Consider the following 15,220-nt stretch of genomic DNA (forward strand, 5'->3'; position numbering starts at 1 on the left):
TCAAACATTTACAAGCCCCAAATTTGAGATGCTAAGCGTCAGAAAGAGCCCGATTGCGATGCAGATGATCAAAAGCCCCGTATTTAGCCCTCTGCTGATGCCTACGAGCATATTTTCGTTTAAGATGTCAAATACCGAGTTGATCAGCCAGACGCCGGGGATCAAAAAGAGTATGCTCGATCCCACGGCGACATCGGGCGTCTCGCTAAGCCCGTAGCGAGCGCCTAGCGAGACGATGAAAGAGACTGCGAACGAAACCGCGATGTATTGGATTTTTAGGTTGATTTTGAGCTTACTAAGCAGATAGCGGGCGCAAATTCCAAAAGCCGTAGCCGCAAAAACGAGCGCCATCGCGCCGCCGTCACCGCCGAAAAGCTCGCAGAATGCGGCGTTTGCGACGCTAAGCAGAACGAGGGTTTTGGCAAAGCTTTTCTTCTGCGAGGCTAAAATTTCGGCAAATGCGACCTTAGCGCGCGCAAGGGGGATTTTTTCGTCGTAAATTTCCCAGCTAAGCGCGCTTAGCTCCGAGATCAGATCGAAGCTGATCTGCGCTGCAGCGCCCGTTTTAACGTAGGTGCGGCGGATGGAGTTGTCCGCAGGATCCATCACGCTGATGATGAAGTGGCGCACAAAGATCATCAGGCTAGCCTCATAGTCGTAAGCGTCCGCTATCCTGCGCACGCAGTGCTCGATGCGCGCGGTGTAAGTGCCGATACTAAGCATCTTGGCGGTGTATTCGCTAAGAAAATTGGTGAGCTCTTGGATTTGCGGTTTCGCCGCTTCTGCTTCTTTTGCTGCCGCCATTTCTGTTGTCATTATTTCCTCCGCTACCCTTGTAATCTCAATATCGTTTTGCGCTGTTTTCGTCGTTTTTACTTCTACGACGCTCGTTGTAGCTTCCTGTTTTTGCGGCGCCCGCCATCGTTTTTGATGTCGCTATGATGTCCGTCGTCGCGGAATTCTTATTTTTAAAATTTAATGCAGTGGCTCCCGTGGCGGAATTCTCGCTATCTAAATTTGACGCGGCGACAATACCTGCGGCGGCAGAGCTTTGACTGCTTAAATTTTGATCGTTTAAATTTAACGCCGCTTTGGAATTTACGTCATTCAAATTTAACGTCGCCGCAGAATTTTCATCGCTCAAATTTAACTCGCAGGCCGAGCTTTGCTCGCTTAAATTTAAACTTTCGGCATCCTCGCAAGATTCGCTAAATTTAGAATTTTCCCCGCTCACGGCTTCACCTCAGACTTATGAGATCGAGCGGGTTGATGTGGTAGTTCTGCTGCGTCACTTCAAAGGTCAGATCCGAGCCGATGCGCCCGATAATGTAGCCCTTTTTGACGTTGGAGCCGACGCGCACGGTAGGCGGGATCTGATTTAGATGCGCGTAGATCGTGTGGATGCCGCCGCTGTGCTCTAGGATCACGACCTTATCGAGCACGGCGGTTTCTTTGGCAAAGACCACCTTGCCTGGTAGCACCGCTTTAACCTGCGTATCGCCGCTGTTTGAGCCCAGCACGATATTTTCGTTGAAAAGCTTGATGTTATACACGGGATCGTTGTAGTTGCCGAATTTTCGCTTCAAATACGCGCCGTTTAAAGGCGCTGCGGTCTTGGCTCCGCTGTATTTTTTAACGCGCGAGGACTGATAACTCGAGCCGTACTGCTTGACCTTTTGGTTGATCTTGCTTACGCGCTCATCCGCAGGCTCGCTCACTTCTGGCTCGGGCTCGGGCTCGCTAGGAGGCGCAGGCTCCGGCTTGCCCGCCTTTTTGGCAGCCGCTTTTGCTTTGGTGTACTCTTTTTCGCGTGCCTGGCGCTCCTTTTGCTTCTGCGCTTCAAGCTTTGCTTGGCGCGCCGCTTCCTCCTTTTGCGCTTTTGCCTTCTCTTCAGTGTCGTCGATGATCTTAAGCTCTTGCAAGGTCTTAGATATGGCGTCTTGCTCGTCATTTATCTTCTCAAGCCTCGCGATATAGTCCTCTTTGTCCTTTTTCATCTGCGCGAGCTTCTCTTTTTGGGTGGTTTGCTTGGCGTTAAGCTCGGTTTTTTTCTTGTCATAGCCCGCCATGCTCGCCTGGATCGATTTGATCTTTTTATTCTGCTCGTTGATAAAATTTTGATTATTTTCGTAGTCTTTGACTAACCCTTTCAGCTCGTCGTTCATAACGACGCCGAGCCCCTCTAAAATTTCGCTAGCTACGATAGAATCGGGCGTAGTGGTGGAATTTACGTCGGTGATTAGATCAAACGATAGCTCTTGCGAGATCACGCTTATGATCTTGCTCTCCAGATCGTTTTGCACGCTAAGAAGGGTGACGTTTTGGCTATTGAGTTTCTCAAGCTCCTGCGCTTCGGCGGCGTATTGATCCTTTAGCCCTTCGATCGTTTCGCTTAGCTGTTTGATTTCGCCCTCGCGCTTTTTAAAGCCCTCCTGCTCCTTTACGATAAGGCCAGCGATCTCGTCGATCTTTTGTGAGAGTTGCATCCCCTCCTTTTGCGAGCTTTTGAGCTCTTGACCCGCTTTGGCGATCTTATCTTTCGTGCTCTGCTGCTTTGCGGGCGCGGCATAAGTAAGAGCCGCGGCAAGCCCCAGCGCAAGAAGCGGCGCTAAAAAAGCCCTTTTCATGCTCGTTTATTTCCGATTTGCAGCATCACAAAACTTACCGCGATTATAGATAGCGCCAAGGCAACACTCAAAAGGATCAGCGCGTCGTAAGGCAGCACTATGGCGGTGCGTAGATCGCCGATACCTTTAAGCGTGGTCGAAAACACCTCCCAAGAGGGAAGCGCAATGTAGAAGCAGGTCACGATCAGCGTGGCGATGAAGGAGTCTATTATCGCCATTCGGTAGAGTTTGCCGCTTTTTATCAGAAACGACGCGCCGAAAAGCTCCATGATCTCGATGCGCTCTTTGTGTTCGTAAACCCAGATACGCATCTGGCGGTGGATTAACATCACGCCTAAAAGCACGATGAGAAACGCAAAGCCGTAAACGAGGCTTTTGATAAGCAGTAAAATTTTAAAAATTTCATCGTGGGTCTTTTTAAAAATTTCAACCCGCGTGAGCGAGCCGATCGACTTTAGATCCTGCTCGATCTTGGCAAGCTGCGCGGCGTCGGGGAAGCTTTCGAGCTTGACGCTATAAAATTTAGGCAAATTTTTACTAAGCTCGGCAAAGGCGTTTTGTGAAATTTTACCCTTCAGTCGCTCGGTTATGCCCGCTGTGGAAATTTCGCTAATCGAGCTGATTTTAGGTACCGCTTTTTGTGCGTCTTGCAAGCTGAGCGGGGTTTTGGAGACTAGCACGATGTTGTATTCGTTTTGGATCGAGCGCTCGTAGCTTTTGGTTAAGTTGCTCATAAAAATTCCAAACTGCACGGAAAAAAGCAGCGCGACGAGCGAAAAGATCACGCCGAAATGGGTTTTAATCGATTTCATTTACTTTAGCGTCCTTAATCTCAAAATGTCGGTGCCTAAAACGCAGCGTAGCAGGCATTTTGTGCGTCACGATAACGACGCAGGCGTTCCACGACTCGCACGCCGAACGCAGCAAATTCCAAATAATGGCGCTGGAGTAGTCGTCCAAATTTCCCGTAGGCTCGTCGCACAGCAGCAGGCGCGGATTATGCGCCATCGCGCGCGCTAAAGCCACGCGCTGCTGCTCGCCGCCGCTAAGCTCGAGCGGATATTTGCCCATCTTGTGCCCGAGCTCGACGTGGCGCAGTAGCTTTTTGGCTTGGTCTTGGCAGACCTGCTGATTGTAGCCCATTATCATTAACGGAAGCATTATGTTGCGCTCGATCGTCCATTCGTTGATCAGGCGGTAGTTTTGAAAGATAATGCCGATGCGCTGGCGCAGGGTGCGCAGATCGGAGTTTGTGATGCCCTTTAGATCGCACAGGCAGACGTTCAGCTCGCCGCCGATGATGTCGATGCCGCCGTAGAAGGACTTAAGCAGCGTGGATTTGCCGCTGCCGCTCTTGCCCGTGATGATGACGAAGTCCTTCGCGCCGATGCCGAAACTCGCGTCTTGGATGACCGCGCCCGCCTTTTCGTAGCCTAGCGTGAGGCCCGCTGCGGTGATGATGTTGTAATCGTCCGTTATCTCTGCCATTGTGAAAATATCTCCGAAATTTTTTGATGTGCCGCGTGATTTTCGCGCGTAGGAAGCGGGCGGCGGATGAAGTAGCGCGTACCGCTTGCGTTTGCGCGGATAAAACACTGCTGCGGAAAGTCGAATGCCCCGAGCGAAAGCAGGATTAGTACGTCTTGCGGTTCTGCGGTGCACGGCTTGCTTTGCTGTTTGAGCTGTGACTTTGCGCAGTCTAGCTCGCTTTGGTGTTCGGCTCGCGTTTCTGCACAGCCTTCTAGGTTGCTTTGGTGTTTATCTTGCTGCTTGGTGAAGTTCGGCTTGCTTTGCCGTTCGGTTTGCGATCCCTTTTTACAAGGTACGGCGCTCGCTTTTTTTAGAATTTGCGTAGCGTTTGCTCCGTCTGCGCGGGTCGCATTCGGCGCATTGCTCGCATCTATTGCGCCGATCGTTGTGGGTGTATTGTCTGTGCCTGTCGCGTCGATAGTTGCAGACGCCCCCTCTGCGCCGCTAGAATTTAGCGCGTTGCTTGCGTCAATTGTTGCGATCAGGTCGTTTACGTTTAGTGTATCGCTTGCGGCGGCTGCGCTGTTTATCTGTGCGCCTTGCTTTGTCGCGATCTGCTCGCAGGCTAAAGCGCGCTTTTCGCTCGGGACGGAACGGCTAAATTTAGCGCTTACTGCGATGGGAACGTCGCTCGTTAAATTTATGCCGCTTGCGTTCAAGCGATCCTCGTTTAAATTTACGCCCGCTTCATCCGCGCGGTTTGTATTTGGCGCGGCGCTCGCTTTTTTTAGAATTTGTGTAGTGTTCGTGCAAGTTGAAATTCTATTGCCCGCTGTCGTAGCTGAAATTTTGCCGCAGTCTGACGAAATTTCACCCATGCTCGCGCGCTCGGTTAAATTTTTGCCGCGCGCCGCGTCTAAATTTGTAGTCTCGTCGTTTATCGCTTCGCCCGCGCTGCTTAAATTCACGCCGTCCGCCGTGCAAATCCCATCCGCGCCCAAGTCTTTCTGCGCGTCAAAGTAAAAAATTTCCTCAAAATGCACGAAAAAATCCTCGCCTTTGAAGGTAGAATTTTTAAAATTTCGCGCGATTGCCGCCGCGTCAAATTTTAAAAATTCCATCTCAAACTGCTGCGGCTCGCCCCGGCCCGCGGTTTTGTTCTCGTAGATCAGATCGTAGGTATCTTTATCCATTTTGCGCCATCTATCCTCGTATTTGCTCGCTACGGCGGCGTCTCGGTTTTTGAAGTGCGAAATTTCGCCCGCTTTGCGCTGCACGTAGGGCGAGAGCTTTTGCATCGCGTAGAGGAAGTACTCCTCGCTGTCGGTGCGAAGCTCGAAGCGACCGCCGAGCTCGAGCGTGCGTGCGATCTGCGAGGCGAACTCGTCGCTTATGACGCGGCGGTGCGGCGCGTCGTCCCACGGCACGGGGAAGTGCAAAAATACGCGCTGAAAGCAGCCCGCGGGAAGCAGGCTCAGTAAAACCCGCGCGTCGGTGGCTATGAGAGCGATGTTTTGCAGCCCTTCGCGGATCGCTAGTTTTGCGACCTGTTCGATCGCGGGTTTGTAAATTTCGATGCCGATTAGCAGCGCGTCTTTATTCGAGCGCGCTTGATGAAGCAGGTGTCTGCCCGAGCCGAAGCCGATCTCGATAAAAATTTTATTAAATTTAGAGCTTTTTACGAGGGATAAAATTTCATTCTCATCCAAAATCAGCGGCGTTTTTTCAGTAAGCGAGCTGTCTTTGTAAGCAAACGCCTGCGAGATGATCCGTCCGCAGAAGCGCTCTTTAAAAATTTCGAGCGCTCGCTGCAGATGGCCGATTTTGGCGGGCTTGGTGATCTTTTCGCCCTTTACTATCACCTTGTCGCCGCTGGGCTTTAGGGTGATAAAAAACTCGCTATCAAAGCTCTTAGTTCGCACGAGCGTTAAATTTCTGCCGCGCGCCGTCTCTAAAAACTCGGTCTCGCCGAGCTTAATCGGCAGCCGCGGCAGGCTCACGCTTTGGGTTATGAAATTCGGCAAGCTTTATTCTGCCTGCGCTGCGGCAATGACTGCACTAGGCTTGGACAGCTCTCCGTTTTCGGTTTTGACGGTAATGCGGTATTCATATCCTTCGCCGTAATCGATATTATCGATATATTCAGCGCTAAGTCTGCCGCGAACCTCTTTAATCGTGCTCCACGACTCGCCTCCTTTAGGACGGCGCTCGATTAGATAGGAGCTTACGCGAAGATCCGGATGCGGGCGCCAGATGATCTTAACGCGGCCCGGAAGCCCGTAGATAGCCTGCGCAAACGGCACGGACTCTAGCATCTTCGCTGTGCTTGCGATAGCAACCGGAGAAGGAGCCGAAACGCCCTTGGCGCCGTATGTGCGCACCGTGTATTTATACGAAGTGCCCGGCTGCAGCCTCGTATCTACGTAGTGGGTGGAGTATGGATCTGCGATGGTGGCGATCTTTTTGGCTTCGCCGCCGCTTGCAGGCGCTCGGTAAACGACAAAGCCCAGCACGGCGGTATTGCTGTCGTATCTAGGCCACTCAAGCCCGATCTCATCGTCGCTTGTAATCGTCCTGATCCCCTCTACGCGCGGAAGGCTCTCGTCGCTTGCACTAGGCGCGCTAGACATAGCGCAACCACCCGCTAATATCGCTAAAGTAGCACTCAACGTTAGTCGGTAAAATTTTTTCATAAATTTCATCCTTTACCTTTTGATTTGTCGTAAAATTTAGAAATTCGCTCGGCAAGCCCGCGCATATTTTCACCTCTTTGCCGCTTCGCGGATGGATGAAATAGAGCAAATAGGCATGGAGCAAAATCCTGCTAATTTTAGCGTTTTCGCTCTTAAATCCGTATAAATGATCGCCCAAAATGTGCCGATTTATCGAGCTTAAATGCACGCGGATCTGATGCGTACGACCCGTGAAGAGCTTTGCCGCGACGAGATTAAAGTTCTTTAGGTTTATCGGCGGTAACTTATAGTTTTGAGCGGGATTTTTAAAATTTAAAACTTTATTCTCGGCGAGACGGGCGGCTCTGGTTTGATCCGCACTCATATCGGCGGTTAAAATTTTATCCTCGCTATCTACGAGATTGTTTGGAATTTTACCTGCGTTGCCCGTGCAGCTGCTTGGAATTTTATCTGCGTTGTCCGCGTATTTGTTTAAAATTTTATCCATACCCGCGTTCTTGCTCGCGCTCACGTCGGTAGTCGAAATTTTATCTGCGCCCGCAGTTGGGTCTGCATTTAAAATTTCGTTCCCGCGCACGCTCACGTCGGTGGCTAAAATTTTACTCATATCTGCGTCCCTATTAGCGTTTAAAATTTTATCTCCGTCCCCATACATAGCTGAAATTTTGCCCGCGGCACCTGTTGAAATTTTGTTTGCAGCTAAAGTCGCGCTTGCACCTGCGTTCGCGGCTGAAATTTTATCCGCGCTTGCGCTCTTGCCCGCAGCCGCGCCATCGTCCGCGCCTAAAATTTCATCGCACCTCTCGGCGGAGTTTTGAAGTTCCGTTAGTTCCGCTCCGCTTAAAATTTCATAAAACGCGCTCTTTGCGCTGCGTCCGTCGGGCACGATCCCCATTTTTAGACGGTTTGCAGGGTTGCGAGAGATCGGGCGCTCGATCACGCAGGGCTCTTTCAGCGGCAGGTCGATGAGTGCGAGGTATATCCGCCCCATGCTCTTATCGCTTAGCTGTGCCGAGAGCGCGGCGTGCGCGGCGTTGTTTTTGGCTACGAGCAGGGCGCCGCTGGTGAGTTTATCCAGGCGGTGCACGATGCCCGCGCGAAGCTCGCCGCCGAGCGTGGAAAGCAGATAGCCGCGAGACTTGAGCCAGTCCACGAGCGTGGGCTCTTTGACGCTTGCAGCGGGGTGGACGGTAAGGCCTGCGGGCTTATTTACCACGAGCAGATCCTCGTCCTCGTATAAAATTTCAATGTCGAAATCTAGCCGCTCTGCGCTTGTTTGCTGCGGCGCGGGCGCGGGGTAGTCGATGCGTACTAGCTCGCCCGCAGATAGCTTGTAGCCGGGCCTGCTCTGCACTGCGCCATTCACTCTGACCGCTTCGGATTTGATTAAATTTGATATTTGATTGCGCGAAATTCCAAGCTGCGAGCTTAAAAAAACGTCGAGCCTTTCGCTGCATTGTGCTATTAGATTATCCAAATTTATACCTTTTTTGGCTATTCTTACGTCAAAATTTTAATTAGGATTAAGCGTTGTTTAAAATTGACAAAAAGATTTTAGCATATTTTGATTTCATTCAACCTTTTTTGATCGTGCCGATAGTGGTTTTTTCATACGTTTTAATAAGCGAGGCAAACGACGTGCTATCCTCAAAGCAGGTCGTTTATTTCGGCGTAGGATTTGCCGTTTTTACGCTGTTTTTTCTCTTTCCGATACGCAAATTTTTATATCTGATCCCGATATTTTATTGGACCAACATCATATTGCTGCTCAGCGTCGATTTTTTCGGCGTTAGCAAGCTAGGAGCGAGACGCTGGCTGGAGATTCCGTTCGTGCATTTTACGCTGCAGCCCAGCGAGGTGATGAAGCCCGCGTTTATCCTGATGCTGATGTATTTGATACATAAAAATCCGCCGCCGAAAAACGGCTACGGGCTGAAGGATTTTTTGCGCCTTAGCTTTTACATACTTCTGCCCTTCGTTTTGATCGCGAAAGAGCCCGATCTAGGTACCGCCGCGATACTTTTTTTGACGGGATTTGCTATTCTTTTTATCATCGGCGTCGATAAAAAAATTTGGCTTACGCTGATCATCGTTTTTGTGGCCAGCTCGCCGATTTTGTACGAAAACATGCACGATTATCAAAAAAAGCGCATCGCCGATTTTATCAGTGAGGAGCCCAATTACCAGGTCAAGCAGGCAATCATCGCTATCGGAAACGGCGGCATCTACGGCAAGGATAAGGATGAAGCGACGCAGACGCACTTTAAATTCTTGCCGATTGCGACGAGCGATTTTATCTTCGCTTATACGATCGAGCGCTTCGGCTTTGTAGGGGCTGCCGCGCTGATCGCGCTGTATGCGCTGCTGATACTGCATCTGCTGAGCCTAAACTACGACTTTAAGAGTGACTATCTGATACGGGTCTTTACGAGCGCGCTTGCCTCGCTCATCTTCATCTATACAGGCGTTAATATCTCGATGGTAGTGGGTTTCGCGCCGGTCGTGGGCGTGCCGCTGCCGTTTTTCAGCTACGGCGGCAGCAGCTTCATCACCTTTATGATCCTTTTTGGAATTTTACAAAATTTACTGACGTTTAGGATGAAAGATAACTACAAGACCTATAAGATCAGGATGTAAATTTGGCGCCGCGTGAACAGGGTAAATCGCGTGGAGCTTGGTTCTTCGCTTCGGCGGCGAAATTTTAAGCGGGGCACTAAATTTTTAAAACTCGCTACAAAATCACGCCGATGCCGAGCGTAAAGACCACCGCGAAAAAGGCGTATGTAAAGGCAAATTCCAAAGTTTGCGAATTAAAAAATCCGTAGTACAAAACGCTCGTGAAAAATCCGCCCACGAAGGCTATGGCAAAGATCCCGATCTGCGCCGCGACGGGCCTTGCGCCGCAAAATTTGTATAGATAAAAAACCCCGCAGAAGCTGATCGCAAACCAGATCATCGCGGGCATCGGCCCGCTTAGGCCTATCATGCCGAAAAGATTGGCTAAATTTAAAAGCAGTAAAAATATCACCGCAAGCGCGATCAGCGCGGATCTGATCATCTATCGCACCTTGCGTCGGGCGCGGAATTTTCATTCGCGCCGCCTTCGCCCGCGCCTTCATTTGAAATTTTAAAATTTTTGTCGGAATTTTCATCGGCGCCGCTTGTGAAATTTTCACCGAGATCGCCACTGGAGTTTAAAATTTCATCCTCGCTTTGAGAATTTGAAATTTTGCCACTTTCTTTGGAATTTTCGCTCTCGCTGCCGTCTAAATCTTTAGAGCCTTCGTCCGCAGAATTTTTATAAGCTTTGTTTGAAAATCTTTTGTGTTTGATCTGCAGATAAAAGACGAAGGCGACGAACGCCACCGCCGTGATCGCGATGTAGTAGCGGTTTTCGAAGAGCAGCACGCCCTCTACTAGCCCCGAAAACAGCGCCAGCAGCGAGGCGGTGAGAAACGGGAAGCGCACTACATCCTTTTCACCGATCGCTAAGGCGATGAGCGCGACGCCGAAGATCGTGGCGTTTAGCAATGCGCCTAGGATTTTGATCTCAGAAAAAAGGCTCGGATTTACGCGCGAAGTGACGTAGAGTGCGAGCGCGACGGCTGCGAAAAGCAGGATCAAAAATACAATTTTTTTCATTTTGGACCTTTTAAAATTTATCTTTAAATTTACGATTCAGCTGCACCTTTAATGCATATACAGCACAGGCATCGGCACGCTGTAACTGCCGCGTTCGCAGCATTACGCAAATATCGTGCGCTCTGCGAACGTGGCGCAAAATTTTAGGGCGCGACCGTGCTGTTTTAAGCGCGATTGGCTCAATATACACGCTCATAACTTAAAGCGCAATCCTAATTGCGCGGACGCGGTTTGAAACACGACTTGCGTTAGCGCGACAAAATCGCTATTTTTCGCGCGGCTCAAATATGATTCTGTCGGTAAATTTTACCGCCAGTCGCACTCTGCTGAGCAAGTGGTGTCAAGTCCGTGCTTTAAAATTTTACGCCGAGCCGCGTTAAAATTCCGCGTCTAAGCCGTATACATCCCTAGCTTGTGGCGCCGCAAGACGCTCCGTAAAATTTACCCGCTCGCAGTAGATATTTAGCGCGCGGGCAGATTTTTGCGCGCAGCGCCGCACGTTTTGTTTTAAATTTAGCGCGGCGGGCTTTAAAATTTTAAATTTACCGCTTCCGCACTCTGTTTATCCGCAAGAGCTATCGCGCCAGCTAAAATTTATCTGCGGGGCAGATCTCGCGCCGAAGTAAAATTTCATCTCGCTCGCAAAAATGCGTAGCGCGTAAAATTCCATCATTTGTTTTTCTGGAAGTACGCGTCCACGCCGTTTGCGATGCCTTGGGCGATGCGGTCTTGATAGGCGCTTTTGCCTAAATTTTTGCCCTCCTGCGGGTGCGTGATGTAGCCCATCTCCACGAGCACCGCGGGCATCGTAGCGCCCACCAACACCCAAAATGGCGCCTCGCGCACGCCTCCGTCTCTGCTTGAGAAGCTCTTTTTGACCGAGCTTAGCATATAGCTTTGAATATCGATGGCAAGCTTGTTTGAGGAGATTATCTTCTCGCGGTTTAAGAAATTGAGGAAGGTCTGCTTCGAGAAGGTATTCATATCCTCCAAATCGCCCCTATTTTCGAGTGCGGCGGCGTTTTTACTGCGTTCGCTTCTAGCCGGGCTTAAGAAAAAGGTCTCCACGCCGCTCATTTTAAGTGCTGAACTAGCGTTAGGAGCGGCGTTTGCGTGGATCGAAATAAACATATCGGCGTTTTTTTTAGCGGCGAAAGCGGTGCGCGACCTTAAATTTATAAAAACGTCGGTGCTGCGCGTATAAAGCACCTTGTAGCCGCGCTTGGTAAGCAGCGCACCGAGCTTTTTGGATGTGGCCAGCACGACGTTTTTTTCCTTCAGCCCGTTTCCTACCGCGCCCGAATCGCTGCCGCCGTGACCCGGATCGATTACGATGAGCTTGCCTTTAGTGGATTTGTAAATTTTACCGGCGGCCACGGATGCAGTTTTGGCGCCTTGCGCATCATCTATTGTGCTGATTTGCGGCTCGCTATCTTGCTCGCGTCCGCGCTTGCGCCCTGATTTTTGATCCTTGTTTTTTTCTGCTCGCGCCGATTTTGCGGCTTTTAAGCCTTCAGCTGTACTTAAAATCATCATATTGCCGTTAATTTCTACGTTTGCGTTGAATTCTTTCGGATCACTAAGTACGATGCGCACGGTCTTGTCGTTGTATTGCGAGACGCGTACATCGCTAACGAAGCTATCTTTAAGCCGCGTTTTTTGTGACTTTTGCCGCGCGCTAAAATCAATCACGAAGCGAAAATTATCGCTACTTGCGATCGTAAAATCTTTATAATCGCCGCGCTTTAGATCGCGGTTAAACTCAAGCACGATCTCGTTTTTATCGCCGCGCAGCGATGCTAAAGCGAGTTTGGCATCGGAGGAGGATTTTTTTATGCTACTTTTGCGAAGCTCAGAATCTAGTCGCTCAGTCGCAGCGCCACCTGCGGAATTCTGCGCTTGTAAGGAGTCGTCGGCTCCTGCGGGATTTTCGCTTGAGTCGCTGCGATGCGCATCGTCTGTTGAATTTTTTGCGTCGTCCGCACCGCGGGGCCTAGTGGAGCGTAAAAACTCCAAATCCTCGCTAGATAGCGAGCTTAGATCGGCTTCTTCTGGCGCGCGCGTCTTTTTGAGATTTTTGGAAGTGGAATTTTTTGAATTCTTAGAATTTTTAGAGGCGGAGGCTTTGGGGCTATGCGCTAAATTTGAAGCGTTTTTCTCGTCCGAGCTTTTGGAATTTTTTGCGTTTTCATCTTTGAGCTTTTTAGAATTCGTGCTGCTATCGCTTGCTTTGCCTTGTAATTTGGCTAGCGCAGATTCATAATGCGAGGAGTCAAGCCCTAAATTTTTCGAGCTGTAAACCAGCCTCTTTAGCGCTTTGATGCGGACCTCTTTATCGGACGCGCCTTGGTAAAGCGATTTTAGCTCCTTGTGCAGCGAGCGCTTGTAATTCGGCGTCGCTACGATGAAATCCTTGTCGAATTTCGCAAAAAACGCCTCGCTCGAAGCTCCAAACGCCAATACACAGCTAAAAGCTGCGATTAGAAAAATTTTAACTATCTTCGCCATTTATAAGTTTTTCTATCAATTCCTTCACGGATATTATCTCGTTTAATCGCCATCCGTTCGCACCGGTAAAAAACAGACCGCTTTGCGTTTTACCCAGATACGCGTCGCTTAGGCGGTCGGCGATGCAGTATCCTACGGCATTAGCGCCTTTGCCGCGCTCGCAAGGGCTTACGCAGTTGCTGATACAGCGGATCTTAGGCGCCGTGCCTGCGGCGATCATATCTTGCAGATTAGTATGAATGCCGCGCGCGGGATAGCCTACGGGCGATTTTAGAAGCTGGATGTCCTCTTTTTTGGCGTTAAGAAGCACCTGCTTAAATTCCTCCGCGGCGTCGCATTCAAAGGTGCCGATGAAGCGCGTGCCCATCTGCACGCCGTCTGCACCCAGGGCTTTTACGCGATCGATGTCGGTTTTATCCCAAATCCCGCCTGCGACAAATAGCGGGAAGCTGCCCCATTGCGAGATTTCCGCTTTTACTTGCGGGATTAGATTATCCAGCGCAAACGCCGGATCGCCGCACTGCTCGTAGGTAAAGCCCTGATGCCCGCCGCTAAGAGGGCCCTCGAGTACTACGGCATCGGGAATTCTGTCGTAGCGCTGCTTCCAGCGTTTGGCGATGATCTTAAGAGCCTTGGCGGAGGAGACGATAGGTACGAGCGCGACGTTCGGAAAATCTGCGGTAAATTCCGGCAGATTGGTAGGAAGTCCCGCGCCGCTAATGATAACGTCAATACCTGCCTCGCACGTGTCGCGCACGATGCGCTCGTAGTCGTTCGCTGCGCACATTACGTTCATCCCCAAAGGCGCATTGCCGCAAATTTTACGGGCGTTTCGCACTATCGCAAAAAGCGCCTCTTTGCTATAAAAATTCTCGCTTTGATATGGTCTGCCATCGAGCGATTTTTTGGCAAATTTAAGATTTTCGTAGTAGCCGGTGCCGACCGAGCTAATGACGCCTAGACAGCCGTTTAGGCTGACATTGCCGGCTAGCTTGTCCCAGCTGATACCAAGTCCCATCCCGCCTTGAATTATCGGGTGCGCAATCTCGTGTTTGCCTATCTTTATACTCATTAATCCACCTTTAATTTAGCGAATTTCTTCTTCCCTACTTGAAGCGTGTATTCGCCCGAGCTAAGCTGAAGCTGCTCATCTAAAATTTTATTTTGATCGATACTGACGGCGTTTGATTTTATCAGCCTGCGCGCATCCGAGCTAGAGACGGCAAGCTTGCAGCTAATTAGCGCCTTTACGATCCATGCAGGCGAGCTTACGTGATATTCCTTGATCTCGCTAGGAAGCTCGCCGGCACCGTGGACGCGGTCAAATTCCTGCTTGGCTTCAAAGGCGGTATTTTCGTCATAAAATTGCGTGACGATCTCGGAGGCAAGCTCCTCCTTAACCGCCTTAGGATGGATCGAACCATCCGCCACAAAGCCTTTTATTAGCTCAATATCTTCGCTGCTTTTTTGGCTTAGCAGATTATACCAATCCCACATTAACGCATCGCTGATACTCATCACCTTGCCGTACATATCATGAGGCGTATCGGTTACGCCGATGTAGTTACCCAGGCTCTTGCTCATCTTGTTCGTGCCATCGGTACCTACTAAAAGCGGCATCATCACGACGCTTTGCTCTTTGCCGACATCATAAATTCTTTGTAGCTGGCGACCCATTAGAAGATTAAATTTCTGATCGGTACCGCCAAATTCTATATCACATTTCATGCAAACGCTGTCGTATCCCTGCAGTAGCGGATACATAAACTCGCTGATGCTGATCGGCTGCTCGGCCTTGTAGCGCTTCTCAAAGTCGTCGCGCTCGAGCATCCTGGCAACATTGAAAGTGCTTGATAACTCGATCATACCGCTAGCACCCAGGCGGTTGGTCCATTCGGAATTAAACATTACCTTAGTTTTTGCGGGATTTAAAATTTTAAACACCTGCTGCTCGTAGGTTTTGGCGTTTTGAAGCACAACTTCGCGTGCTAGTTTTTTGCGAGTCTCGCTCTTGCCTGTAGGATCTCCGATTTGAGCAGTAAAATCACCGATTAGAAACTGCACGATCGCGCCGTGGTTTTGTAAAAATGCAAGCTTATTTAGCACGACGGCGTGCCCTAGGTGCAGATCCGCAGCAGTGGGGTCCATGCCGATTTTGACGTAAAAGACCTCGCCGCTGTCGTAATAGCGCCTAATCAGTGCCTCGATCTGTTCTTCGCCGATGATCTCCGCGACACCGCGCTTAAAATTTTCCATAATGCCTTGAATGTCAGCCATTTG

At 50.1% G+C, this 15,220-nt stretch carries 13 protein-coding genes and 2 pseudogenes; 1 reads left to right on the forward strand and 14 read right to left on the reverse strand.

Going from position 1 to position 15,220, the window contains the following annotated elements:
- The 9 genes and pseudogenes from Q0224_RS07775 to Q0224_RS07815 form a co-directional block, all read right to left on the reverse strand.
- Positions 1-816 carry a threonine/serine exporter family protein gene (locus tag Q0224_RS07775; protein WP_297950331.1) on the reverse strand — a complete coding sequence of 272 codons (816 nt, stop codon included), beginning with the start codon at positions 814-816 and terminating at the stop codon, positions 1-3.
- Positions 817-841: 25 nt separating this feature from the next.
- A complete protein-coding gene (locus Q0224_RS07780) occupies positions 842-1,234 on the reverse strand; it encodes a hypothetical protein (RefSeq protein WP_297950333.1) in 393 nt (130 codons plus the stop codon).
- 4 nt (positions 1,235-1,238) lie between these two features.
- Positions 1,239-2,627: a peptidoglycan DD-metalloendopeptidase family protein gene (locus Q0224_RS07785; protein WP_297950335.1), complete on the reverse strand. Its 1,389-nt coding sequence runs from the start codon at positions 2,625-2,627 to the stop codon at positions 1,239-1,241.
- The gene (locus Q0224_RS07790) at positions 2,624-3,439 is read right to left on the reverse strand and encodes a hypothetical protein (RefSeq protein ID WP_297950337.1); all 816 of its coding nucleotides are present in this window, start codon (positions 3,437-3,439) and stop codon (positions 2,624-2,626) included. Before Q0224_RS07790 ends, Q0224_RS07785 begins: the two co-directional genes overlap by 4 nt.
- A complete protein-coding gene (locus tag Q0224_RS07795) occupies positions 3,426-4,115 on the reverse strand; it encodes an ATP-binding cassette domain-containing protein (RefSeq protein ID WP_295152369.1) in 690 nt (229 codons plus the stop codon). Before Q0224_RS07795 ends, Q0224_RS07790 begins: the two co-directional genes overlap by 14 nt.
- The gene (trmB, locus tag Q0224_RS07800) at positions 4,103-6,121 is read right to left on the reverse strand and encodes a tRNA (guanosine(46)-N7)-methyltransferase TrmB (protein WP_297950339.1); all 2,019 of its coding nucleotides are present in this window, start codon (positions 6,119-6,121) and stop codon (positions 4,103-4,105) included. The genes Q0224_RS07795 and trmB overlap by 13 nt, the downstream gene beginning before the upstream one ends.
- A gap of 3 nt (positions 6,122-6,124) precedes the next feature.
- A complete protein-coding gene (locus Q0224_RS07805; RefSeq protein WP_297941755.1) occupies positions 6,125-6,790 on the reverse strand; it encodes a fibronectin type III domain-containing protein in 666 nt (221 codons plus the stop codon).
- Positions 6,720-7,055, reverse strand: a pseudogene (locus tag Q0224_RS07810) (RluA family pseudouridine synthase); the annotation flags it as partial. The pseudogene Q0224_RS07810 and the gene Q0224_RS07805, both read right to left, overlap by 71 nt.
- 579 nt (positions 7,056-7,634) lie before the next feature.
- A pseudogene (locus tag Q0224_RS07815) lies at positions 7,635-8,267 on the reverse strand (RluA family pseudouridine synthase); the annotation flags it as partial.
- 53 nt (positions 8,268-8,320) lie between these two features.
- On the opposite strand from Q0224_RS07815, the gene Q0224_RS07820 reads away from it, so the two are divergent.
- A complete protein-coding gene (locus Q0224_RS07820) occupies positions 8,321-9,427 on the forward strand; it encodes an FtsW/RodA/SpoVE family cell cycle protein (RefSeq protein ID WP_005872296.1) in 1,107 nt (368 codons plus the stop codon).
- A 94-nt stretch (positions 9,428-9,521) separates the two neighbouring features.
- Here the strand turns inward: Q0224_RS07820 and Q0224_RS07825 are convergent, their stop codons facing one another.
- The 5 genes from Q0224_RS07825 to tyrS form a co-directional block, all read right to left on the reverse strand.
- A complete protein-coding gene (locus Q0224_RS07825; protein ID WP_297950342.1) occupies positions 9,522-9,848 on the reverse strand; it encodes a hypothetical protein in 327 nt (108 codons plus the stop codon).
- Positions 9,845-10,432 carry a hypothetical protein gene (locus Q0224_RS07830; RefSeq protein WP_297950344.1) on the reverse strand — a complete coding sequence of 196 codons (588 nt, stop codon included), beginning with the start codon at positions 10,430-10,432 and terminating at the stop codon, positions 9,845-9,847. Before Q0224_RS07830 ends, Q0224_RS07825 begins: the two co-directional genes overlap by 4 nt.
- A 669-nt stretch (positions 10,433-11,101) precedes the next feature.
- Positions 11,102-12,940 carry an N-acetylmuramoyl-L-alanine amidase gene (locus Q0224_RS07835; protein WP_297950345.1) on the reverse strand — a complete coding sequence of 613 codons (1,839 nt, stop codon included), beginning with the start codon at positions 12,938-12,940 and terminating at the stop codon, positions 11,102-11,104.
- Positions 12,924-14,012 carry a nitronate monooxygenase gene (locus Q0224_RS07840; protein ID WP_297950348.1) on the reverse strand — a complete coding sequence of 363 codons (1,089 nt, stop codon included), beginning with the start codon at positions 14,010-14,012 and terminating at the stop codon, positions 12,924-12,926. Before Q0224_RS07840 ends, Q0224_RS07835 begins: the two co-directional genes overlap by 17 nt.
- A complete protein-coding gene (tyrS, locus tag Q0224_RS07845) occupies positions 14,012-15,217 on the reverse strand; it encodes a tyrosine--tRNA ligase (RefSeq protein WP_177389336.1) in 1,206 nt (401 codons plus the stop codon). The genes Q0224_RS07840 and tyrS overlap by 1 nt, the downstream gene beginning before the upstream one ends.
- Positions 15,218-15,220 lie beyond the last annotated feature (3 nt).

Origin of the sequence: uncultured Campylobacter sp., from assembly GCF_938002845.1 — a bacterium.
In the GTDB taxonomy this organism is placed as follows: Bacteria; Campylobacterota; Campylobacteria; order Campylobacterales; family Campylobacteraceae; genus Campylobacter_B.